This window comes from Palleronia abyssalis, from assembly GCF_900302445.1.
Lineage (GTDB): Bacteria > Pseudomonadota > Alphaproteobacteria > Rhodobacterales > Rhodobacteraceae > Palleronia > Palleronia abyssalis.
In genome coordinates, this window is record NZ_ONZF01000002.1 from 81,444 (window position 1) to 104,571 (window position 23,128).

17 protein-coding genes are annotated in these 23,128 nt (G+C 61.1%); 12 read left to right on the plus strand and 5 right to left on the minus strand.

The features are described from left to right. The first annotated feature begins 111 nt into the window (after positions 1–111). Positions 112–1,200, plus strand: coding sequence for a cell division protein ZapE (gene zapE, locus PAA8504_RS04165; RefSeq protein WP_108892910.1), 1,089 nt, complete (start codon positions 112–114; stop codon positions 1,198–1,200). Here the strand turns inward: zapE and PAA8504_RS04170 are convergent. Further along, positions 1,197–2,606 (minus strand): dihydrolipoyl dehydrogenase, encoded by a 1,410-nt coding sequence (locus PAA8504_RS04170; protein WP_108892911.1) that lies wholly within the window; start codon positions 2,604–2,606, stop codon positions 1,197–1,199. The genes zapE and PAA8504_RS04170 overlap by 4 nt on opposite strands. Before the next feature lie 725 nt (positions 2,607–3,331). On the opposite strand from PAA8504_RS04170, the gene PAA8504_RS04175 reads away from it, so the two are divergent. The 11 genes from PAA8504_RS04175 to PAA8504_RS04220 all read left to right on the plus strand — a co-directional run bounded on the left by PAA8504_RS04175 (position 3,332) and on the right by PAA8504_RS04220 (position 16,322). Next, positions 3,332–4,201, plus strand: coding sequence for a class I SAM-dependent methyltransferase (locus PAA8504_RS04175; protein ID WP_108892912.1), 870 nt, complete (start codon positions 3,332–3,334; stop codon positions 4,199–4,201). A gap of 379 nt (positions 4,202–4,580) precedes the next feature. Beyond that, positions 4,581–6,131: a hypothetical protein gene (locus PAA8504_RS21975; RefSeq protein WP_181375685.1), complete on the plus strand. Its 1,551-nt coding sequence runs from the start codon at positions 4,581–4,583 to the stop codon at positions 6,129–6,131. After that, the gene (locus PAA8504_RS04180) at positions 6,128–7,174 is read left to right on the plus strand and encodes a CgeB family protein (RefSeq protein ID WP_181375686.1); all 1,047 of its coding nucleotides are present in this window, start codon (positions 6,128–6,130) and stop codon (positions 7,172–7,174) included. The genes PAA8504_RS21975 and PAA8504_RS04180 overlap by 4 nt, the downstream gene beginning before the upstream one ends. Before the next feature lie 208 nt (positions 7,175–7,382). Then, a complete protein-coding gene (locus tag PAA8504_RS04185) occupies positions 7,383–8,396 on the plus strand; it encodes a glycosyltransferase family 4 protein (RefSeq protein WP_108892913.1) in 1,014 nt (337 codons plus the stop codon). Continuing rightward, positions 8,393–9,586, plus strand: a complete 1,194-nt coding sequence (locus tag PAA8504_RS04190; RefSeq protein WP_245897516.1) for a glycosyltransferase — start codon at positions 8,393–8,395, stop codon at positions 9,584–9,586. The genes PAA8504_RS04185 and PAA8504_RS04190 overlap by 4 nt, the downstream gene beginning before the upstream one ends. Further along, entirely contained in the window at positions 9,574–10,512 is a 939-nt protein-coding gene (locus tag PAA8504_RS04195) for a glycosyltransferase family 2 protein (RefSeq protein ID WP_108892914.1), read from the plus strand. Before PAA8504_RS04190 ends, PAA8504_RS04195 begins: the two co-directional genes overlap by 13 nt. Beyond that, positions 10,505–11,254, plus strand: a complete 750-nt coding sequence (locus tag PAA8504_RS04200; protein WP_108892915.1) for a glycosyltransferase family 2 protein — start codon at positions 10,505–10,507, stop codon at positions 11,252–11,254. The genes PAA8504_RS04195 and PAA8504_RS04200 overlap by 8 nt, the downstream gene beginning before the upstream one ends. 16 nt (positions 11,255–11,270) lie before the next feature. Further along, entirely contained in the window at positions 11,271–12,395 is a 1,125-nt protein-coding gene (gmd, locus tag PAA8504_RS04205; RefSeq protein ID WP_108892916.1) for a GDP-mannose 4,6-dehydratase, read from the plus strand. 4 nt (positions 12,396–12,399) lie between these two features. After that, positions 12,400–13,356, plus strand: a complete 957-nt coding sequence (gene fcl, locus PAA8504_RS04210) for a GDP-L-fucose synthase (RefSeq protein WP_108892917.1) — start codon at positions 12,400–12,402, stop codon at positions 13,354–13,356. A gap of 29 nt (positions 13,357–13,385) precedes the next feature. Next, on the plus strand, positions 13,386–14,777 hold the full coding sequence (locus PAA8504_RS04215) for a phosphomannomutase (RefSeq protein ID WP_108892918.1): 1,392 nt from the start codon (positions 13,386–13,388) through the stop codon (positions 14,775–14,777). A 108-nt stretch (positions 14,778–14,885) separates the two neighbouring features. Continuing rightward, entirely contained in the window at positions 14,886–16,322 is a 1,437-nt protein-coding gene (locus PAA8504_RS04220) for a mannose-1-phosphate guanylyltransferase/mannose-6-phosphate isomerase (protein ID WP_108892919.1), read from the plus strand. A 24-nt stretch (positions 16,323–16,346) separates the two neighbouring features. Here the strand turns inward: PAA8504_RS04220 and PAA8504_RS04225 are convergent, their stop codons facing one another. From PAA8504_RS04225 to PAA8504_RS04240, 4 genes are all read right to left on the minus strand, one after another. Next, positions 16,347–17,543, minus strand: a complete 1,197-nt coding sequence (locus PAA8504_RS04225) for an MraY family glycosyltransferase (protein ID WP_146190451.1) — start codon at positions 17,541–17,543, stop codon at positions 16,347–16,349. A gap of 414 nt (positions 17,544–17,957) precedes the next feature. Then, positions 17,958–20,492 carry a hypothetical protein gene (locus PAA8504_RS04230; protein ID WP_108892921.1) on the minus strand — a complete coding sequence of 845 codons (2,535 nt, stop codon included), beginning with the start codon at positions 20,490–20,492 and terminating at the stop codon, positions 17,958–17,960. A 219-nt stretch (positions 20,493–20,711) separates the two neighbouring features. Beyond that, positions 20,712–21,848 carry a polysaccharide biosynthesis tyrosine autokinase gene (locus PAA8504_RS04235; protein ID WP_108892922.1) on the minus strand — a complete coding sequence of 379 codons (1,137 nt, stop codon included), beginning with the start codon at positions 21,846–21,848 and terminating at the stop codon, positions 20,712–20,714. A gap of 75 nt (positions 21,849–21,923) precedes the next feature. Further along, positions 21,924–22,868: a GumC family protein gene (locus tag PAA8504_RS04240; protein WP_108892923.1), complete on the minus strand. Its 945-nt coding sequence runs from the start codon at positions 22,866–22,868 to the stop codon at positions 21,924–21,926. Positions 22,869–23,128 lie beyond the last annotated feature (260 nt).

Consider the following 23,128-nt stretch of genomic DNA (forward strand, 5'->3'; position numbering starts at 1 on the left):
CACGGCGCAGCTTCCAGTCCAGTGCCGATGCGGCGGACCGGGCCGCATTCACGAAGTCTTTCGCACCGCCCTTCCCTATGGCGGCGCGCACCGCTAAGCCCTCGTTCCGTCATGCAACGCTTTGAAGACATTTACGCCGCAGAGGTGGAGGCCGACCGGATCGAACCCGATCCGGCACAGGCCGGCGTCCTGTCGGAGTTCACCCGGCTGTCTGAAAAGCTTTCGGAAAAGCCGCCCCGCCGCGGTCTTTTCGCCCGGCGAACCCCCGTTGCTTCGGTGGGCCTGTACCTGTGGGGCGGCGTGGGGCGCGGCAAGTCCATGCTGATGGACCTGTTCCATGCCAATGTAGAGGTCGCGGGCGGGCAACGCCGCATCCATTTCCACGCGTTCATGCAAGAGGTGCACGCCGCCATGGGCGCCGCCCGCAAGCGCGGTGTCGACGATGCGATCAAACCGGTGGCGGACGACATCGCCGACGGATTGCGCCTTTTGTGCCTGGACGAGATGCAGATCGGCGACATCACGGATGCGATGATCGTCGGACGCCTGTTCGAACGCCTTTTCGAACGAGGGGTGACGATCGTCACAACATCGAACCGCCCGCCCGATGATCTGTACAAGGATGGGCTGAACCGGAACCTGTTCCTGCCCTTCATAGATCTGCTGAAAGAGCGGATGAAGGTCGTCCACCTCTCGTCCGAGCGGGACTGGCGGCAGGATCGGATCGCAGGTGCCGACCTTTATTTCACGCCGGCCGACGCGTCCGCGACGCAGGCGATGGACAAGCTGTGGGCCAGCCTGACCGGCGACGCCACGCCCGAGCCGTTGCGGTTCACCGTCTCGGGCCGCGAGGTCGAGGTGCCCGACTATGCCAACGGCGTGGCCCGCGCGGGATTCTGGACGCTGTGCGGCAAACCCCTAGGGGCCGCGGACTATCTGGCATTGGCAGACCGGATCCGTGTCCTGATGCTTGAGAGCGTTCCGCGCCTAGGGGCGGAGAACTACAACGAGGCCAAGCGCTTCGTCACGCTGATCGACGCGCTTTACGAGGCCCGCGTGCGCCTTGTGATGTCCGCGGCGGACTGGCCCGAATCCCTGTATTCCGAAGGCACCGGCGCGTTCGAGTTCGAACGAACTGCATCGCGCCTGCGCGAGATGCAGTCGGAAGACTGGGGCACCGACCCGGATGACCGCCCCTAGGCCCCCGGGGGATCGCCGCTGTCCCAGCTTGCCGGGATAGACAAGGGCGTCGACTGGCAAATCTGGCGTAAGGCGTCTTTCACACCTTCCTCCAACGTCGGATGATAGAACGGCACATCCAGCATGGCAGACGCCGTTTCGCCGCGCATGATCGCCATCATGAAAAGATGCGCGAAATGTTCGGCCCCCGGCGCGAACAGCTCGGCGCCGATCAACCTGCCCTCGGGCGGCCGGGCATGGATCTTCACGAGCCCATCCGCCCGGTCCTCGACCTTCGCACGCCCCTGGTCGGTGTAGTAGGCGGTCCCGGTCGACCCGCCCTCGACCGGGGGTTCGCCCAATATGGCAAGCGGGGGGTCGGTGAACATCAACTGGAACGCCGGCAGTCGAGAGATCGGGCGGACGGCCGGGAAGGCGACCGCGTTGCGCCCGGCCGCGACCCCCTCGTTCGAGGCTTCGTGCAGCACGGGCATATCGGCATCCACATCGCCCGCCAGGAAGATCGGGGCATCGCCGCATTGCATCGTGCGACGGTCGAACGCCGGCAAACCGTGATCGTCCAGATCGAGCCCCGCCGCCTGAAGGTTCAGCCCATCCAGCTGTGGGGCGCGGCCCGTCGAGATCAGGACACGATCGAAGCGGGCCGCGCCTTCGCTGTCCCCCGACCAGGACAGTTGCACCTCGTCCCCTTCGACCTCGGCCTTCGTATCCACGCCCAGATGAAGCGTCATGTCCCGTGCCATCACATCCCGGACGGCGTTCTGAATCTCGGTGTCGCGCGCACCGCCCAGGGTTCTTTCGCGATCGAACAGGGTCACCTCGACGCCCAACCGCCCCATCGCCTGGGCAAGTTCCAGACCGATCGCACCCCCTCCAATCACGGCTAGCCGGCGCGGCAGGTCCCGAAGTTCGAACACCGACCGGTTGGTCAGCGCGAGATCCCCCAAGTCTTGCATCGGTGGCGGGACGACCGGCGCCGACCCCGTCGCAATCACGATCGCCGTGGCGCGGACGGTATCGCCGTTGTCCAGCGAAAGCTCCGTGGACCCTTCGAACCGGGCACGCGCCTGGATGCAGGTGCCATCGGGAAGATTGTCGAAAACCTCTCGGGTCGCTTTTGCGAAATCGTCCCGCATCCGCCGCACGCGCTGCATCACCGCGGGACCGTCCACCTTCACCGGTCCGGTTTCGATGCCGAAGGTCGCGGCCCCTTTCGCAGAATGGGCAGCGTGCGATGCGACGAGCAAAAGTTTCGACGGCATACAGCCCACGTTGGCGCACATCGTTCCGGCGAAATAGGGGTCGATCAAAAGGGTTTTCGCCCCGTTCTGGCGGGCGCTGCGCTCCGCAGCGATCCCGGCCGTTCCCGCACCGATCACCGCAACATCACAAGTATGGTCTGTCACTCTGGTCTTCCTTCACACCTGGTCGTGCGGGAAAATAGGGCGGTCGACGCCCCTGTCGGGGGCCGGCCCCATTTCGTCGCGGTGGAACAAATCACGCCCTCGGGCGTCGCGATCTTGTAAGAGTAGTACGTGTATCGAGGGCCCCGGTTGCCGCATCGCCTGCGGGCGCAAGGCCAGTTCCCGACCTTCGGGTTCGGCCGTCTCAGCGAGTCTTTTGCCGTTATTGGCAGGGTGAGCGGCAACCGGACCATCCATCCCTTCGAAAGACTTCCATCGAAAGACGGATCGATATCCCGAGTGTGGCATCATCCCGGGCGCGCCAAGAAGCCTTATTTTTGGGCAGACTCCGGCCATAGCTTACCAAGTGGTCAATCTATGCCTTCCCAATGGGCAACTCCCGCCCTATCAGGGCCCGGAGAACCTGGAGTTCACTGTGATAGGCCGTTCATGTCTGTACCACGAACGAAGCGGATTCGGGTACGGAATCCGGTTTTGGGGAACCAAGGTCAAACATGTGAACCAACCCTTCGCCACCATGCCCAACGTGCCGACCAGATATCTATTTGGTGCCACATCGGCCCAGAAGCCGCTCAAAGAACCTCTCATGAGCCCGCATTCACCTATTTTTTGAACCTGACACCCGGCGTTCATGTCAGCGCCAAACTGCGACGAGATACGTCGCCCAAATTTTTCCGGCAGATGCCCGTCCAAGGAGACCGACCCCGATGCTTTCGCCCAATGTCTGCGCCGTTTGCGATGAACAGAACTTGAAGAAAACGGCCACGCTGTCGAACGATTTCACCGTTTGGCAATGCCCCAAGTGCGAAACATGCGTCAGCCTTCCGGCGCCGACCCAGGAAGCCCTGCGCAAGGCCTACCAGAATTTCAACGCGGGCGAGTTTTCGCGCAACAGCTTCGACACGCTGGCCAAACGGTCCGAGAAAATTCTGAAGGCCGATCTGGCCCACGCGGGGATCGACGATCCCAAGGGTTTGCGCCTTCTGGATTACGGGTCCGGAGGCGGGCACTTCCTGAAGGCGGCGAAAGCGCTGGGGATGACGGCGCTGGGCCTGGAAGTGGACGAGGAGGATGTCAACTTCGCGCGCGATCATGACCTTGAAGTGCGCCTTCTGGATATTCCCAACCCGACGGCAAGCCTGAAAGACGGCGAAAAGTTCGACGTGATCTTCATGAACCACGTGCTTGAGCATGTCGGAAACCCCTACGATCTGCTGAAAGGCCTCTCGGATTGGCTGGCCCCGGGCGGCCTGATGATCATCCGAACGCCCGACCAGGGATCGATCCCGTCGAAAATAAAGATCATGCTTCACCGCAGCGGCGGACGGGGCAAGGATTACGGCTTCGTACAGCCGCCGATCCACCTGCACGGATACTCCAAGCCGTCGATCCGCGCCCTGGCCAAACGCCTGAACATGACGGTCGTCCGGCTCGAAGCGGTCAGCCCCCTCGACCAGATGGAATTTCCGACCACCGACGCCTACTGGGTCGGGCTGGGTGCGCAGAAGGCGACCTATCAGGTCGGCAAGGCCCTCAATTCCGGCGGACATCTGGCGTACATCCTCCGGCGCGACTGATCGACCAGCGCCGGTTAACCTGCTCAATCTGAACCATGCGAATGTTCACGCAATTCCGTACCACCCCGGGCCTGTCACACCCGGAGCGTCGCCCTTTGACCGGCGCGCCGGGAAGCTGGATCGGGACGGACGGTGCTGAAAAGGCTTGGCGGATGACGGGTAAGCGGCCGGTGTCGCGTCCTCTTTCCGGGGGAACAGGTGACGGGGCGGCCAAATACAGTGTATGCTCAGGCGATCGACATGCCGGGCTTTTCGCGGGTGGATCCCAAGCTCACCCGTTCCAATATCGCCCAGCCTTGCAACAGCTATTCGCAGCGCCGGATCGACCGATCGACGCGTGGCGTGATTTCACTCCCGACCCGACCGACGGGGAAGCCTGATGTCAGACGCAGAACAACGCGACTACCGCCGGGACTTCCGGGCCATGCGCGCGCAGCTCAGTTCGCTCGCAATGGTCACCGGGATCTACGCGGTCCTGTTCCTGCTCTACTACGGCACCTGCGCCCAGCGTGGGTGCAACATGTTCATTTCCGTGGGCCTGAATTTCGCGCTGCAATCCGTCCTGATCGGTGCGGTGGGCCTGACGGTCTACAGGATGATCCGGCGATATCCCGCCTCGATCTGGACGCCTATGGTGATGTTCCCGATCGGGTCGGCGCTGTTCTTCGGCTTCGGATCGATGTCCACCTTCCTGGGCAGTGATCAGACGCTTTCGTTCCTGATGGCCAACAATTACGCAATCACGGCCCCAGAACAGTTGCGCACCAACATCCTGACGTTCACGGGGATTACCGTCGCGCTTGCGTCCATGAATGTCGTACTTCGAATGAGGTTCGGCAGACCGAAGACCCAAGGGCCGCGAACCAAGTTTTCCCTTGGCACCACCGCTATAGGATTCCTGGTAATCGGGGCGATCCTGAAATACCTTCTCATCCTGCCCAACGATTTCGGCGTTACCAACTTTACCATTCCCGGAACCCTGAAATCCCTGTCGCCCCTGATCGATCTGGGTTTTGCCATCGTCGCCTACCTGTCCGTGAAATCGGGCAAGAACTGGTCCGTTCTGTTCTGGCTTGCCTGGCCGCCCCACCTGCTTCTGACCGTGCTCGAGTTCTCGAAGATGACGGTGATGTTTGCCCTTCTTCTTCCGGCCGCGGGCGCCTTTCTTGCGCATCAGAACTGGAGGCGCCTGATGCTCTGGGTTCTGGTCAGCGCAATCGCCTTCGTCAGTCTGCAAGAGGTGAATACGGCCGGTCGCCTGACGATCAAACGCGGCACCGGTACGATCGGAGAGGCAGGCTTTGCCAATCGCTTCGATATCCTCGGGCGGGCCCTGACGGGTGAAATCACCGTTGCCGACACGGCAACGGCCACCGTCGCCGCCGCCCAGGTCTGGTGGCTTCGACTGAACTACGCGGGCGCACAGCTGAAGGCGATGGAGCTTTACGACAGGGGGCAGAAAGGCGAGTGGACGCTGTCTGTGGTCGAGGTTGTGGTGCCTCGTATCTTCTGGCCGTCGAAGCCCGTGGCGAACGCACAGGGGCGCGAATTCAACCGCCTCGTGTCGGGCAACGAAGAGGCAATGACCCAGGTCGGCGTGTCGGTCTATGGCGACGGCTACTGGCAGATGGGATGGTTTGGACTGTTCCTGTTTTCGGCGATCATGGGGGGAATCCTGGGCTTCGTTGCGCGGTTCACGTATGTCATGGCGGCCGAAAGGCGCCTGATCTTTCTGCCGGTGATCTTTCTGGGAATGCGCATGGCGCTTCTGGGGCCTTCGGGCGTGATCCAGAAAGCCTTCATCGGGGCATTGCCCATTCTTCTGGCCTATATGCTGCTCATCATCCTGATCGAACAGGTCCTGAAAGATGCCGGCAAACGGAATACCCCGGGGTATGCACGCCAACGCAATCACGGGTATTCGACGTGAAACGGATCCTCTACGCTGGAAGCCTTCGCGCCGGCGATAACGGGCCGGATCGGGCCGCGGTCTTCGAAGCCGCCGGATACGGTATTCTTCCCGCAGACCGGTTTCCCCACATCATGTCCGGCACCCGGGTCGAACGGTCCATCGCAGCGCGTCTGAACATCGGTCGTTCGGTGAATGCCTTTAATCGGATGCTGTCCGAGGCGGCGCGGACTGAAAGCTATGATATCGTCTTCGTCGACAAGGGGGTCTGGGTCTGGCCCCGGACCTTGGCGGACCTGAAGCGGCATGCCAAGGACGGGATCGCGATCCATTACACACCTGATTCCCAGTTTTTGGAGAATACGTCGCGCCATTTCCGCCAGTGCCTTCCGAATTACGACCTTTGCGTGACCACGAAACCATTCGAAGTCGATCATTACCGCGCCGGCGGCGCGCCCGAGGTTCGATTGATCCAGCAAGGGTTCGGCAAACGGCTTTCCCCGGTGCCCAGGTGCGATATTCCCGATCACCTTCGGTCCGAAGTGGCATTCGTCGGGCACTGTCAGCCGGCCTATGCACGCGTGCTCGAACCTCTGTCGCGTCGCGTTCCTTTGGCGATCTGGGGCCCGAACTGGCCAGCATACTCCGAAAAAAACAGATGGGCGCGGGCTTGCGTCCGGGGATCGGGGGTATTCGGCCCTGATTATGCGCGCGCCCTGTCTGGCGCAAAGATCGGCATCGGACTTCTGTCAAAGCGCATACCAGAAACGACGACGACGCGGACGTTCGAAATTCCGGCATGCCGGACCATGCTTCTGGCCGAACGAACGGACGATCATCTGGCCTTGTTCGACGAAGGACGCGAAGCGGTCTTCTTCGCCTCGGTCGAAGAGTTATGCGACAAAGCCGAGCATTATCTGCGCCATGACGCCCAGCGCGAGGAGATTGCCGAGGCGGGATATCGGCGTTCGATCGCAGACGGCTATCGGGTCGATCAACAGTTCGCCGACATATTGGACTGGCTGGAGATGCAGGGCGACGCCCGGCCAGCCATGCGATCCTGAGTAGCCATAGGGAAAATGCGTTTGCCTAGAACAATTTCGAAGACCGACGGTGACCTTTTTTGCCCTTATGGCCGTGTGCAAGGCATGCAGCAGCACCATTCAGGATCATACGGCTTCGATCAGACCCGGGATGCCGTGAAACCGGGGCAAAACGGTCTTCGCAGGATTGCGCCGTGTTCAATTCGGCCATTGGCCGAGAGGTGAAGGTATGACGATCGAGGTTGCCCATTTCACCCGTCGCCCGGCACCAGGCGGCTTCAGCCTGGAGCGCGTGTTCCGGGATGTGCGTACCGCCATGCCCGACAGGGTGCGTGTGGTCGAACGTCAGAACCGGTTTCTGTCGCAGGGCATCCTGCCACGTCTGCGCGATGCCTGGGCGGCGCGGCGCTATGCGACCGACGTCAATCACATCACCGGCGACGTGCACTACCTGACTTTTTTCCTGCCCCGCGCGCGAACCCTTCTGACGGTTCACGATACTGTCCTTGTCGAACGCGAGGCAGGGCTGAAGCGCTGGCTTCTGTGGTTCTTCTGGTTCCGCCTCCCGGCGGCCTGTTGCGCGCGGATGACGGCCATCTCGGAGGAAAGCAAACAGCGCGTCCTGTCCCTGATCCGGATCGACCCCGACCGTATCGACGTCATCCCCGACCCCGTTTCCCCCGACTTCCAACCGGTGCCAGCACGGAAGGCGCAGGGCAAGTTCCGCCTGCTTCATATCGGGACAAAGCCGAACAAGAACCTGGAGCGCGTCCTCGAAGCTCTCTCGAGGCTGGATATCGAACTGACGATCATCGGAAAACTGACCGACCGGCAGTCCCAGGCGGTCGACCGAAGTGGCTTGGCCGTGCGCACACTGTCGCATTTGTCGGACGCCGACATTCGGGGCGAATATGCCCGCGCCGATGCGCTGATCTTCGTGTCGCTCGACGAAGGGTTCGGCTTGCCCATTGTCGAGGCGAACGCGACCGGGCGCCCCGTGATCACAAGCGCCCGCGCGCCCATGGACGCCATTGCGGGCGACGCGGCCGTTCTCGTCGATCCCACCGATCCGCAGGCGATCCGCGAGGCTGTCACGCGCCTCTCCGGCGATGCCGACCTGCGTGGCAAACTGGTCGAACGCGGATATGGCAATGCGCGGCGGTTCCGGGCGGATGCCGTGGCGGCGCAATACGCCGACCTCTACCAGCGCATCGCCGACGAGGCGGAAGGACGACCGAAATGACGGACCAGCCCCCGATTCGCATCCTCTACATCATGTCGGCGTTCTACCCGGCCATTGCCTATGGCGGCCCGATCTTCTCGCTCAAGGTGGTGACGGACGGGATCGCCGCCCGGCCCGATTTCGCGGTCGAGGTTCTGACGACGGACGCTGCCGATCCCAATACCGGCGAACGCCTGAAGCTCGATGCCAACCCTGCGCGCTTTCCCGCGGGATACGATGTCCGCTATTGCCGCAGCGTGATGGGCAAGCCCATCTCGGTCGAGATGATGCGCAGGCTTCCCGCCGCGATCCGGCGCGCGGATATCGTGCATCTGACCGGGCCCTACGATTTTGCGGTCCTGCCGACGCTGCTGCTTGCGCGGATCATGCGAAAACCCGTCGTGTGGTCGCCCCGCGGCGGTTTCCAAGCAACCTCGCAGTGGAAGAACGCCCCCAAACGGCGCATCAAGCAGGCCTTCGAACGGGTGGCGGGAACCATACGCCCCGGTCGTACGGTCCTGCACGTCACCGCCGAAGTCGAGGCCGAGACAAGTCGCCCCAATCTTGGAACCCTCGAGGCGGCCGTAATCCCGAACGCAATCGACGTCCCCGCGGATACCCCCGCCCGCGACTGGCAGCCCGACGGCAAATTGCGACTGGGGTTCCTTAGCCGGGTGCATCCGAAGAAGGGGCTGGACCTGCTGATCGAGGCGATGACCGGTCTGCCGGATCACGTGACCCTCGACATCTACGGCGACGGCGACGCGACTTATCTGGCCCAACTGAGAGACCGCATCGCCCAAAGCGGCCTGACCGGGCGGATCGCCTTCCACGGCCTGGTGGATGGTGAGAGGAAAAGCGCCGCGTTCCGAAACTGCGATCTATTCGTCTTGCCGACCTATTCCGAGAACTTCGGGATCGTGGTCGCCGAAGCGCTGGCCCATGGCACGCCGGTCGTCGTCACGAAGGGCGCCCCTTGGCAGGGGATCGAGGATGCGCGCTGCGGTCATTGGACGGACATCACCAGCGACGGGTTGCGCGAAGCGATCGCCGCGTGTGACGGCGAGGATCTGCAAGCCATGGGGCAACGGGGGCGCGCGTGGATGCTGCGCGATTTTTCCGCCCAGGGGACGATCGAGCGGTTCGACGCACTGTATCGCAAGCTTGGGGCCGGGCACGACGTCGCTGAGGGTGCATCATGGCAAAGCTGACTGTCATCATCCTGACCAAGAACGAATCGCGCCATATCCTGCGCGCGATAGACTCGCTGGGCGGGATCGCAGACCGGATCGTCGTGGTCGACAGCGGGTCGACCGACGATACCGTCGCGCTGGCCGAAGGGGCGGGGGCCACTGTCCTTTCGAACCCGTGGGTGAACTATGCCACGCAGTTCAACTGGGGCATCGACCAGCTGCCCGACGACACCGAATGGGTCATGCGGCTGGATGCCGATGAAATCGTGACGCCGGAGCTGGCCGAAGAAATCCGCGCCGGGTTGGCCGACATGTCTGACGAGATCGACGGCATATACGTATCCCGCCGGATGTGTTTTCTGGGGCGTCCGATCAGATGGGGCGGGGTCTTTCCGATCCGGGTGCTGCGCCTGTTCCGCCAGGGTCGCGGTCGGATCGAGAATCGGTGGATGGACGAGCATGTACTGGTCCGCGGCCCTACGCGGGATTTCCGTGGCGAGATCGTGGACGACAACCGCAACTCGCTGACCTGGTGGACGGACAAGCACAACGCCTATGCCTCGCGCGAGGAGGTCGACCTTCTGAACTTGGAATACGGCTTCATGCCGCTGGAAACGGTCGCCGACCTGCGCGGGGGCCAGCAGGCGGGGATCAAGCGCTGGCTGAAGGAATCGGTCTATGCGCGGCTGCCCGGCGGGCTTCGGGCCTTTGTCTATTTCCTGTACCGATACGTTGTGCGGCTTGGATTTCTCGACGGGACCGAAGGGACGGCGTTTCATGTCCTGCAAGGGTTCTGGTATCGCTATCTCGTGGACATGAAGATGTTCGAGGTGAAGAAGTACATGGCGTCCGAGAAGGCCGAGGCCACTGACGCGATCCGCGCCGTTCTGGGGATCGACCTGACGCCGGCGGACGAGACGCAGAAGGGGGTGCGGCATGGATAAACCGACGATTTCGGTCGTGACGGCCACCTTCAACCGGGCCCATGTGATCGGCGACGCCATGCGCAGCGTGCAGGCGCAGACCTGGCCCCATATCGAACACGTCATCCAGGACGGCGGCTCGACCGACGACACGCTGGCGGTGATCGAGGCGACGCGCACCCCCTCGACCCGCGTCATCAGCGAACCCGATACCGGCATCTATGACGCGATCAACAAGGGCATCGCGAACACCACGGGCGATATCGTGGGGCTGATGCACTCGGACGATTTCTTCGCCGCACCCGACGTCCTGTCCGACGTGGCCCACGCGTTCGAGGACCCGGCCGTCGATGGCGTATACGGTGACCTCGATTACGTCGCTGCGGACAACACCGACCGGATCATCCGCAGATGGCGCTCGGGGCAGTTTGCCCCATCGAAGCTGCGGCAAGGCTGGATGCCGCCCCACCCGACCCTGTATCTGCGCCGTCGCGTCTTCGACAACCTCGGGCTTTACGACACCCGCTTCCGCATCGCCGCCGACTACGACGCGATGCTACGTTATTTGCACCAGGGCCAGATCAAGCTGGCCTATATTCCCAAGGTCATGGTCAAGATGCGGGTCGGCGGGGAAAGCAATCGCTCGCTATCGAAGATCCTCAAGAAAAGCAGCGAAGACTACCGCGCCATCCGCGGGAACGGGGTCGGCGGGATCGGCACCCTGGCCCGCAAGAACCTGTCCAAGATCACGCAATTTTTCTGAAAGAACCGGCATAGACATGACGAAGCGCGCACTGATTACCGGCGTCACGGGCCAGGACGGATCGTACCTGGCCGAATTCCTGATGGCCAAGGGGTACGAGGTACACGGCATCAAGCGTCGCGCCTCGCTGTTCAACACGCAGCGCGTCGATCACATCTATCAGGACCCGCACACCACGAACCAGAATTTCGTCCTGCATTACGGCGACTTGACGGACACGTCGAACCTGACCCGCATCCTCTCGGACGTGCGCCCCGACGAGGTCTATAACCTCGGCGCGCAATCCCACGTCGCCGTCAGCTTCGAGGCGCCCGAATACACGGCCGATGTCGACGGAATGGGGACCCTGCGCCTGCTCGAGGCGATCCGCTTCCTGGGCCTGCACAAGACGACGCGCTTCTACCAGGCCTCGACCTCCGAGCTGTTCGGGCTGGTGCAAGAGACCCCCCAGAAGGAAACGACGCCCTTCTATCCCCGCAGCCCCTATGCGGTCGCCAAGCTCTATTCCTACTGGATCACGGTGAACTACCGCGAGGCCTACGGGATGTATGCCTGCAACGGCATCCTCTTCAATCACGAGAGCCCCCGCCGGGGCGAAACCTTCGTCACCCGCAAGATCACGCGGGGGCTGGCGAACATCGCACAGGGTCTGGAACAGTGCCTGTACATGGGCAACATCGACGCCCTGCGCGACTGGGGACATGCGAAGGACTATGTCCGGATGCAGTGGATGATGCTGCAGCAGGACACCGCGCAGGACTTCGTCATCGCGACCGGCGTGCAATACAGCGTGCGCGATTTCATCACCTGGTCCGCACGCGAGCTGGGGATCGAGCTCGAGTTCTCAGGCACCGGGATAGACGAGGTGGCAAAGGTCGCATCCGTCCGAAGCAATCATGCCCCTGCGGTCAAGGAAGGGGACGTGATCATGCGCATCGACCCGCGCTATTTCCGCCCCGCCGAGGTCGAGACGCTGCTGGGCGACCCCTCGAAGGCCAAGGCCGAGTTAGGCTGGACGCCCGAGATCACGGCGCAGGAGATGTGCGCCGAAATGGTGGCCGAGGATCTGAAGACAGCCCGTCGCCATGCCCTCCTGAAGGAACATGGCTACGATCTTCCGGTCACCCTGGAAAACGGGTGACGCCATGAAAATCTACGTTGCAGGGCATCGCGGCATGGTCGGCGGCGCCATCCTGCGCCAGCTTCAGCCGCGGGACGGGGTCGACTTGATCACCCGCACCCATTCCGAACTGGACCTGACCGACCAGGCCGCGGTGCGGGACTTCATGGCGACCGAACGGCCTGACATCGTCATCCTCGCCGCCGCGAAGGTGGGCGGCATCCACGCCAACAACACCTATCCGGCCGACTTCATCTACGAGAACCTGATGATCGAGGCGAACGTGATCCATCAGGCTTTCGCCGCCGGGGTGACGCGTCTTCTGCAGCTGGGATCGTCCTGCATCTATCCGCGCGAGGCCCCGCAGCCCATGCGCGAGGATGCGCTTCTGACCGGACCGCTGGAACCCACGAACGAGCCCTATGCCATCGCCAAGATCGCCGGGATCAAGCTTTGCGAAAGCTATAACCGGCAGCACGGCACCGACTACCGTTCGGTCATGCCGACGAACCTGTACGGACCGGGCGACAATTTCCACCCGCAGAACAGCCACGTCCTGCCCGCGCTGATCCGCCGCTTTCACGAGGCGCGCGAAGACGGGCTGGACGTCGTGACGATCTGGGGCACTGGCACGCCGAAGCGCGAGTTCCTGCATGTGGACGACATGGCGGCCGCGTCGCTGTTCGTGCTGGACCTCGGCAAGGGCACCTACGACGCGAACACGCAACCGATGCTCAGCCATATCAACGTGGGCTGCGGCGAGGATATCGCGATCCTCGATCTGGCCCGGCTGGTGGCACGGATCACCGGCTTCGAAGGCCGGATCGAGACCGACCCCTCTAAGCCCGACGGAACACCCCGCAAGCTGATGGACGTCTCGCGCCTCGGGGCGATGGGATGGACCGCCTCGGTCAAGCTGGAGGACGGCATCCGCGAAACCTACCAGTGGTTTCTGGCGCATCAGGACGAATTCCGCGCCTGAGGGATGCGGGAAAGGACAAAAGGCACATCATGGCACCAACCTTCGGCACCAGCGGATTGCGCGGCCTCGTCACCGATCTGACCGACGACGTCATCGCGCGATACACCCTGGCGTTCCTGCACGCCTGCCCCCATGGCGGGCGGCTTTTCGTCGGGCGCGACCTGCGCCCGTCTTCGCCGACCATCGCCGGCGTGGTGATCGAAGCCGCGCGCGAGGCCGGCGTCGATGTGGTCGATTGCGGCGTCTTGCCAACCCCCGCACTGGCGCAGGCGTCGCTCGCCGCCGGGGCCGCAGCCGTCATGGTCACAGGCAGCCACATCCCGGCAGACCGCAACGGCCTGAAATTCTATGTCCCGACGGGCGAGATCACCAAGGACGACGAGGCCGCGATCTCCCACGCGTATTCCGACGGATCGGCCCCGCAGGGCGAGGCCCGGGGCAGCCTGTCCCAGAAGGACGCGATCGCGGATTATGCCGACAGGATGGTGTCGGCCTTGGGCCAAGGCCCCCTTTTGGGGCAGCGCATCGGCGTCTACCGCCATTCCTCCGTCGCCCGCGATGTTCTCGAGTCCGTCCTTTCGCGCCTGGGGGCCGAAACCGTGCCCCTCGGGCACTCGGACACGTTCATCCCCGTCGATACAGAAGCGGTCGATCCCGAAACGCGCAGCCGTCTTGCCGGCTGGGCATCGGATCACGGCCTGCACGCGATCGTGTCGACCGATGGTGACGGCGACCGCCCGATGGTCGCCGACAACGCTGGCCGGATCGTTCCGGGCGATGTCCTGGGGGTTCTGACCGCACAGGTCCTCGGCGCCCGCATCGTGGTGACCCCCGTCTCGTCCAACGACATGATCACGCATCTGCCGCTGGACACCGTGCATCTGACACGCATCGGCTCGCCTTTCGTGATCGCGGAGATGGAGCGTGTTCTGGCCGCCAATCCCGATGCGCGTGTCGTCGGGTTCGAGGCGAATGGCGGCTTTCTGCTGGGCTTCACGGCGACGCTGTCCGGTCCGCTGTCGCCCCTGATGACCCGCGACTGCCTGCTGCCCATCGTGGCGCCCTTGGCCCGGATGGCGACCGAAGGGAAAAGCCTTTCGGACCTGATTGCCACCCTGCCCTCCCGCTATACGGCCGCGGACCGTATCCAGGACATTGACACCACGCGCAGTGCCGAGTTTCTGCGTCAACTCGACACCGACCCAGAGGTCAGGTCAGAATTCTTCGACTCTACCGGCGCGGTCGAGGATGTCGACAGAACGGATGGCCTTCGCGTTATTCTCGCCGGGGGGGACACGGTACATCTCCGCCCCTCCGGCAACGCGCCAGAGTTCCGGATCTATGCCCAGGCAAACAGCCAGGATCGCGCGAACGACCTTGTCGCGACCTACCGTGACCGCGTGGCTGCGATGGTCCGGTAATCCCGCGGGGCTGCTTGCCGCACTGTCTGCCCGCGCCTATGAATGCCGCCAAACGACAAGCTGATTTCACATCGCATTTTCTTTACGCCAGAGAGACGGAGCGCCCTCATGTCCGAACGACCCCAAGTTCACCCCGTCTTCCTGTGCGGCGGATCGGGGACGCGCCTCTGGCCATTGTCCCGCAAGAGCTATCCCAAGCAGTTCGCCGCCATTCTGGGCGACGAAAGCCTGTTCCAGGGCTCTGCCCGCCGCCTGACCGGCGAGGGCTTTTCCGATCCCATCGTCGTGACAGGCGATCCCTATCGCTTCGTCGTGGGCGAGCAGCTGACGACCCTCGGCGTGCGGCCGGACGCCCTCATGATCGAGCCCGAGGGGCGGAACACCGCGCCCGCCATTCTGGCCGCCGCTCTCTGGCAAGAGAAGTCCGATCCCGAAGCTTTGATGCTAGTTGCGCCGTCAGACCACGTCATCCCCGACCACGCGGGCTTTCGCGAGGCGGTGTTTGCCGCCACGAATCGCGCCCTTGAAGGGGACCTTGTCACATTCGGGATCCGCCCTGACCGCCCGGAAACCGGTTACGGGTATCTGCTTTTGGCAGACGACGGAAACCCGGCCTCGGACACCCCTCAGAAACTGGCCAGCTTCATCGAGAAACCGGATGCCGACGCGGCCGAGAAGATGGTCGCCGATCATCGCTATCTCTGGAACGCCGGGATCTTCCTCTTCAAGGTGCGGACGCTGGTCGAGGCCTACAAAGCCCATGCCCCCGAAGTTCTGACTGGCGTTCGGCGCGCAGTGGACGCGGCAAAGGGCGATCTGGGCTTCATCCGCCTAGACGCCGCCGCTTGGGCCACGGTTCCAGATATCTCCGTCGACTATGCGATCATGGAGAAGGCCGGCAACCTTTCGGTCATGCCCTACGGAGGAAAATGGTCCGATCTGGGCAGCTGGGAAGCCGTGTGGCAGGACAGCAATCCTGACGGAGACGGCATGGTCGTGTCGCAGAATGCCACGGCGATTGACTGCAAGGGGTCTTTGCTCCGCTCGGAATCTGACCGACTGGAACTCGTCGGCATCGGCTTGACCGATACGGTTGCAATCGCAACGTCCGACGCCATCGTCATCGCCCCGCGGGCGGAAAGTCAGCGCGTGAAAGAGGCCGTCGCCGCACTGAAAGCCCGCGGCGCCCGTCAGGCGACGGAATTCCCCCGCGATTTCCGCCCGTGGGGGTGGTATGAAAGCCTCGCCATGGGCAGCCGCTTCCAAGTGAAGCGTATCGTAGTCCATCCCGGTGCGTCGCTCAGCCTCCAATCCCATCACCACCGGTCAGAACACTGGATTGTCGTAGAAGGCACCGCCCGCGTTACAGTAAACGAGGACGTTAAGCTCGTGACCGAGAACGAATCTGTCTACATCCCCTTGGGGGCGGTCCACCGCATGGAGAATCCGGGGAAGTTCCCGATGGTCCTGATCGAGGTCCAGACCGGAAGCTACCTAGGCGAAGATGACATTGTCCGATATGAGGACATCTATGCGCGGGCCTAACCAGTCCGCCCATAGCACGAGCCATCAGTGAATTGCGGCATGCTCGTGCTGAATGGGCGATAGACGATTGCGGAAACGCGTCCGCATCGCAGATCTTACCGCTCTGTCCCGACTGGTAAACCCGCGGTCCAGTTTGCGCCACGTCCCGGAGGGGCCACGCACAAACGCATACCAGTACGAGTTCGGCCCCGAGCGCATGAGAAGGATATCGTCCCGCACTTCGACCACCAAAGCCGGATTTGCTTCACCCTCTGTCGGTAAATGCGGCTCACTGACCGGAACAGTTCGGACGGGCCGAACCACATCCACAGGGTTACGCCGGGACCGGGCAAATTTCGTGCCGAGAATGTAGACCGTCACGAACCCCGCCGCACACAGCCCGAACGTCAGCAACGCCAAGCCCCCGTGCTCGGGCATCAGCGTCGCTAGAATGATCGGCCCGGACATGAACGGCAGAAGAACCACGGTTGTTGCCGGGTTCGATATATGCCGACGCTTCCGTCCAAGGCCGGCAATCTCCAGCCAACGCATAACGATCTGATGGACATGCATGCGGTCTGGCTGATCGAACCGTTTACCTTGGCGACGCCGCCGATAGATCGCAAAAGTCGTGTCGGCAATCGGCCAGAAGAACACCAAAGCAACGGCAGTTCCCGCGATATCCGCGTTGCGTGCCGCAAGGATGATGCCCAGCCACGCGACCAAGTGGCCCAAAGAATATGCCCCCGCATCGCCTAGAAATATCAGGCCACCGGGCCAGTTGAACAGCATGAACCCCAGAACCGCTGGAATGATGACGAGAGAGAGGGCGACCATCGGATAGTCACCGGCCGTGTACGCGAGAATTGCAAGGCCGGCCGCGGCCAAGACAGTGAAGGCCCCGGCAAGGCCGTTCATGCCGTCGATCAGGTTGGTCGCGTGACACAGACCGCTGGTCCAGATGATCGTGATGACCAAACCGATCGGCACCACGCCAAGAACGACGTCAATCGCCCCGATACCGCTTGAATTGATCCAGGCACCGGTCACGACTATGGCCAAAGCTGATGACAGCGCAGCCCCGAACAGTCGTTTCTTGGGCGAGACGTCGAAGCCAAGGTCTTCGGCGAGTCCGGCGATGAAAACCGGCAGAACGCTCAGAAACAAGCCGGTGCCGATCATTCTGGCCTCCGGATCGGCGATGAACGGCACGCTGACAGCCGCAGCGACTACGATCGCCACACCCCCAAGTCGGGAAACCTGCTTGGTGTGCGAAGCTTGGACAGCCGAAAGATCATTCCGACGGTTCAACAAAACGGTACCCTTCGTGGCGTAGATCAAGGCGACACAGATGGCTGCCGCACACGAAAGCGTGAATAAGAAAAGAAAAATCACGACGTTCCCCGATATGATGTCCGAGACTAAAAAACTGTAAAATTGAAGGACTGCCTTGCTGGCACTTGTCTACCACTTACCGGACTCGCACATCTTGTCACAAGATCCCTTCAAATTTGATTATTCTGAAATGTCCTTTCAGCGCAAATTTTCGGCACTACCGAAGACCTTCGAAGCCCTATCACGCAGGCAACGGCTACGCTCCGTTCGAAGTTCGGTGGAATCCTCGCCGGACGCCACCGAACTGACGCACTTACCCGATCAAACGAGGTCGTGATTCCGGCTCCCGCTGGTGTAGCATCCGGATACTTGAATCAGGCCGAGTCCGTCGAACGTGCCGCCTAGCGCGGCCAACCTGATACCAAACGATTCCTTCTGCCATCCACTCGCGTCGCGGCTCCAGTTCTTATCGTCTGTGCCGTTGTTCACCCCTGTTCCACTAGAGCCAAACAGCGAGGATTCCCCCAAAGTTCCAACGGAATATCCGGATATACCTCCGCTTTGGCCCAATGCTTCGACCACACGGGTCGACAGACTGCGAAGGTTCGCCCCTTTCGGAACAAGTGGTTTGGTCGATACCGCCGGACCCGCGGTTGCTGAAACCTGTTCGCTGAAGAAGACCTCCTGAAATTCGTAGAAGTTTGCAATCATGCGCCGGGATCCCGTCGTGATCTCGAAAATTTCCACCGAGTTCCCGGAACTGGACACCTTGTCCTGAGAGATCACGCGAAGCGTATCCCATTGCGGCGAGTCGGTTCGGATCCTGAATCGGTTCGCCGCGCCCCCGCCTTCGATACGCACCGCCACCGGATGGCTCGTGTCCTGGCTCTGGGACATCAAAAGCGATATGTCGAAATCGCAGCGATTCATGACACCTTGGATGAACGGCACACCCATCTTCGTGCCCGGAACGTCGAACATGAACCGTCCACTCGCTCGCGTCGCGTCGATCTGGACGTAGTCGTTGTAATCTTCCGGAACCCGGAAAAACCAGGATCCGAAATTCACACTGATAGAACCACCACTGTTGAAATCTGCAAAACGGGCGACCTTCGCTCCGCCAAGCTGGGAGTTCTTGTGCAGTGAACCATCCCAGTACCCTCCGCCAATACTGGCGGACGCCACTTCGAGATCGGCGATCCCCTGGCTGCGTCGCGAGAACAGAAAACCGGTCTGAAAGGTAGAAGCTCGTGTGGTACACTTGTACGAAGTCGCGCCCGTCACATACGGAACGCCGACTTCGCGGCCGCTATCGTAGCAGTTGCCGATACGAATATTGTACTCACCGGATTCATTTGGTGTGAAATACCACACGTGCGCCGGCGCTTCCCATTCGTAAGCACTTGTGTCTAACTGGGACCACCGATCCGAGTAGACGTCACCAATCCAGAAATCATCGATTCCCGTCCCTATGATCCCGAACAGAATGCCGTCGAAGTGGAAATCCCCGGCATAGACGTTGCCGGCCTCGCCATTCGGGCCCCGGAGCATAACGAATGCGCGGGGGATCAGCTTTTCGGGCGCCGAGAAGTCTGTTGCCCTCGCTTCGAAATCACCAACGATCCTGACACGGCTTCCTCGGAAGAAAAGAAGCGCGGCCTGCGCTCGGTTGGAATAAGGGGCCGCAGACGTCCAGGTGCGATTGTAGAAATCGATCATCAGCTGGGGCCGGGTTTTCTGTGCCGTTCCCGAGTAGCGGAATTGAGGGCGCTCGAACGTGACATTACCCGCCGTACCATCGTTTTCGTGCCACATGACGGGAACGCCGAACGTCTTCATCGTAATCGGCGCATCGAATATAAGATGTGCGCCATCCGCGAGTTTGGGAATGTCCTCGAAAGTCTCGTATGCCACCTCAATCGGAACATCGATTCTGAGCCGATGGCCGTGCAGGTTCATAGCTCGCACCGCGCGCCCCAAAGCGTCTTTCGCATTCGGCTCGGGGTCAAACGCGGAAATCGGAAGGACTCCGTCGCGGGCCACGACCCGTAGCGCAATGCCCCCATCGGGGCAAAAATCGATGTGACGGTCCTCAGAATTAGCTGACTCCTTGAGGTAGGTCACCCCTTCGGCAACGGCACTGAATGCTGCCCCATCAGGGAAATCGTTCAGGGCCCCGGATTGCGCCGCCCGCATGAAATCCGACACGGTATTGAACCGCGAAGCCGTCTCCAGACGAACGGTGGCAAGCGCCTTTTCCGCATCCAGGAAAATTTCTTCCGCTCTCGCTTGGTAATGGAGGGCAGAGAACCTCCCCGGCTCGACCTCGGTATTCTGGGCTTCGTTCGCCCACCGCCGTGACGCTTCTGCAGAATTAACGGCCAAAGAAGCGGCCATTTCGGCCGCTTCAGCCTTGACAACAGAACGGTCAGCCTCCGCCTTTGCGGTTTCCGTCGCGGCGACGACCTTATGATAGTCCCCCTCGGGCACTACCGACACGAGGACGCCAGGCAGCTTTGTATGTCCGACGCTCAGAAGGTCGGCGACATCGCCGCCCGATTCGGGAACCTGTATTGTGCCAAGTTCCCGCCGCCACCCGTTCTCGGTTCCAGATGGGCGCCTCAGTAGTGAAATTCTGTAATACGTGTCGGTTGCGCCCCGAGAATTGGGCCAAAGCCCAACCGAAAAGCGGCCTTCCTCATCCAATTGGGCTGCGATGCGGCGAACCGGGATCGTAGCATTGCCTAAGGTATCGATGCCCTCGGAGGATAGTTCGAATTGAACTTCTTGTGCGATAGTCTTGTTGCCATCGGCTTGCGGGAAAAAGCCGGTCACAGGGGCGAGTGTCAAAGTCATTCACGGTCCTCGAATGCTGTTTTGCCTTGCTGGCAAGACGATCAGTTCAAGACGAGGCGTGGCTTTTACCTGGCGCCGGACGAACGCCGCCAAGGGAAATACCGGCATAAACACATGCCAGTAGGGAACACGGTAAAAGCCACTCCCAATCGGGCGTGGTTCTACCGAAGCTGTATTTCCGGATTTTTAGGCCACCGTACGCAGGTCCTACGAACGGTGTTACTGATCGTAGTATGAGCTGGAGTACGTGCTATAGGTGCCGTACTTCCCGCCATAGCCGTATCGCTTCATCCCTGCCGGATCGATCTGTGCCAAAACCAGGCCAGCCACGTCCAACTTCGCACGATCCAGTTGTCTGAGAGACTCTTTCAACTGCAGCCTGCTTGTACGATCCCAAGCAACACTGAAGATTATAGCGTCGACGCTTTGCCCGATCACCCGCGCTTCCGGGACAATAAGGACCGGCGGAGTATCTACGATGATGAAATCGTAAGCATCACGCATCCTGTCGAGGAATTCGTCAAACTTCCCCGTGGAGAACAAGTCAGCCGCGTTGAGGGTACTTTTCTCCCCAAGCAGGACATCGACGTTCATTCTCGGGTCGCGAACGACGAGATCACTAATATCACCAGATTCACGCCCCAATGCCGTTACTATACCCGGCTTGTTCGACTCGACTTTGAAATATTCGTTCAGTGTCCGGCGCCTGACGTCGCCTTCGATCAGCAGCACTTTCTTGTTCAACCCGGCAAAGTTGTGCGCCAGGCAAATCGCTTGGGTGGTTTTTCCCTCACCCGGCAAAGATGAGGTCGACATTATGACCTGCGGCGCTTGATTTGGACTGGCCAAAAGAATGGAAGTCCGCAGATTTCTCACGGCTTCCGCTGCCGCAGAAGCAGGCTTATCGTTCAGGTATGTAATCAGGTGGGAACGCCGCTTGATGGGCATTTTCGGGATCTGGCCGAACACCGGCAACGCCGTCCCCGCCTCAAGGTCATCGGCGGTTCGATATCCCTTATTCATGAATTGGCGCATGAAGACCAGGGCCGCACCCAAAGCCAACCCGAGCATTACGGACACAAGCACAATTCGGGATTTCTGAGGCGACACGTACCGACCTGGAATTGCTTCGGACAGGACGCGGCTATCCGCCTGCTGAAGTCCCCGCTGCACCGTCGCTTCTTTCAGACGTGTCAGAAACGTCTCGTACAGGGTTCGCGTTGCCTGGACTTCACGCTCGGCCTGCTGCAATCTAACCAAATCGTCGGATTGGGAAGAAACCTGCTGTTCAAGCCGGTCAACCGAACTTCGCAACGCGGCAACCTGTTGTTCCTGACGCGAAATATCGGCTTGCAATCGGACGACGACGGGATTGATTCGCGCATCCAGTTCGGCCTGACTTGGGTTGCCGTTTCCGCTTAAAAGGGCACTCTACGAACCGCTGTTCAGGAATTCCGCAAGCTCATCTATATTTCCGGCCGATCGCAATTCCTCAATGCGATTCGACCTCGCCTGGGAGATCGACAGATCTGCTTCGGCCGCGCCGAGCCGTTCGCGGGTATCGATCAACTGGCGATTGAGCGCCTCCAAGGCCTCAATACTGACAAGATCAATTTCGGTTCGAATTGACTTCAGCTCGGCCTCACGGTTATTCAGCTCGACTTCTAACTCTGCCACCCTCTCGGACAACCAAGTCACCGCATTTTCGGTTGCCGAAAACTTCTGATCGATCTGATCCAGGATATATATATCGGCAAGTGTATTTGCAATTTCCTGGGACTTGTCCGCACTGGTCGTCGTTACATTGATATTGAATATATACGTATCGCGCTGAACATTAGCTGAAATCGCACGTCGAACGGCTCCAACTGTCCTATTAAGCGTATCACGTTCGGCGGAAGAAGCGTTCGGTTCGGCAGTTACGGCGTCCGATTGAAAGAAATCGAAATCCGGCAACATATCCCGGACGGAGCCGATGACGGCTCCGATCGAAAATACCGGTTCAGTCCGAAGTGCCGCGTTGAACTCAGGATCCTCGGTCAGGTCCATCTCCCGAACCAGTTGGACCAGAAGCCCTCGGGATCGAATGACTTCGACCTCGGTGTTCATCGCCGCGTCCTCGGTCGATGCGCCGCCTACCAAGGCTTCGATGTCGACGATCGGTTCGCTGCGCAGCTCAAGGGCAAGGGACGTCGAAGCCGTGTACATGGGAACCGCGACCCGCATGGCGTAGTAGCCGCCGATCACGCCCATCAGGACCGCGCAGAAAAGTAGGGTCCACCGCCCACGCCAAAGACTGCCCAACAAGGCGAACACATCAATCTCGTCGTCTTCGCCATGCGAGTCTTGGCCGCGAAGCCGATTATCCTGCAGCATATATAGTCGCCATTCTAGTTCGGCTTCGTCCAAGCCTTCGATCAGTCTAGACCAATCGCACGACAATCGGAAGAAAGCGTTCGCCAAGAAGGTTTACAGTCATCGGGTTGTGATGAAACCGGCCAGCAGCAACCCAGTATAGTTGTTTGAAGGCCATGACCCAACCCGGGCCGGTCCGCAAGGTTTTCGATGTGCGGCGAGAAAAAAATGCGCGGAATTCTCGCATTCGCCTTCAGTGACCACAACTTTCCCGCGAAATT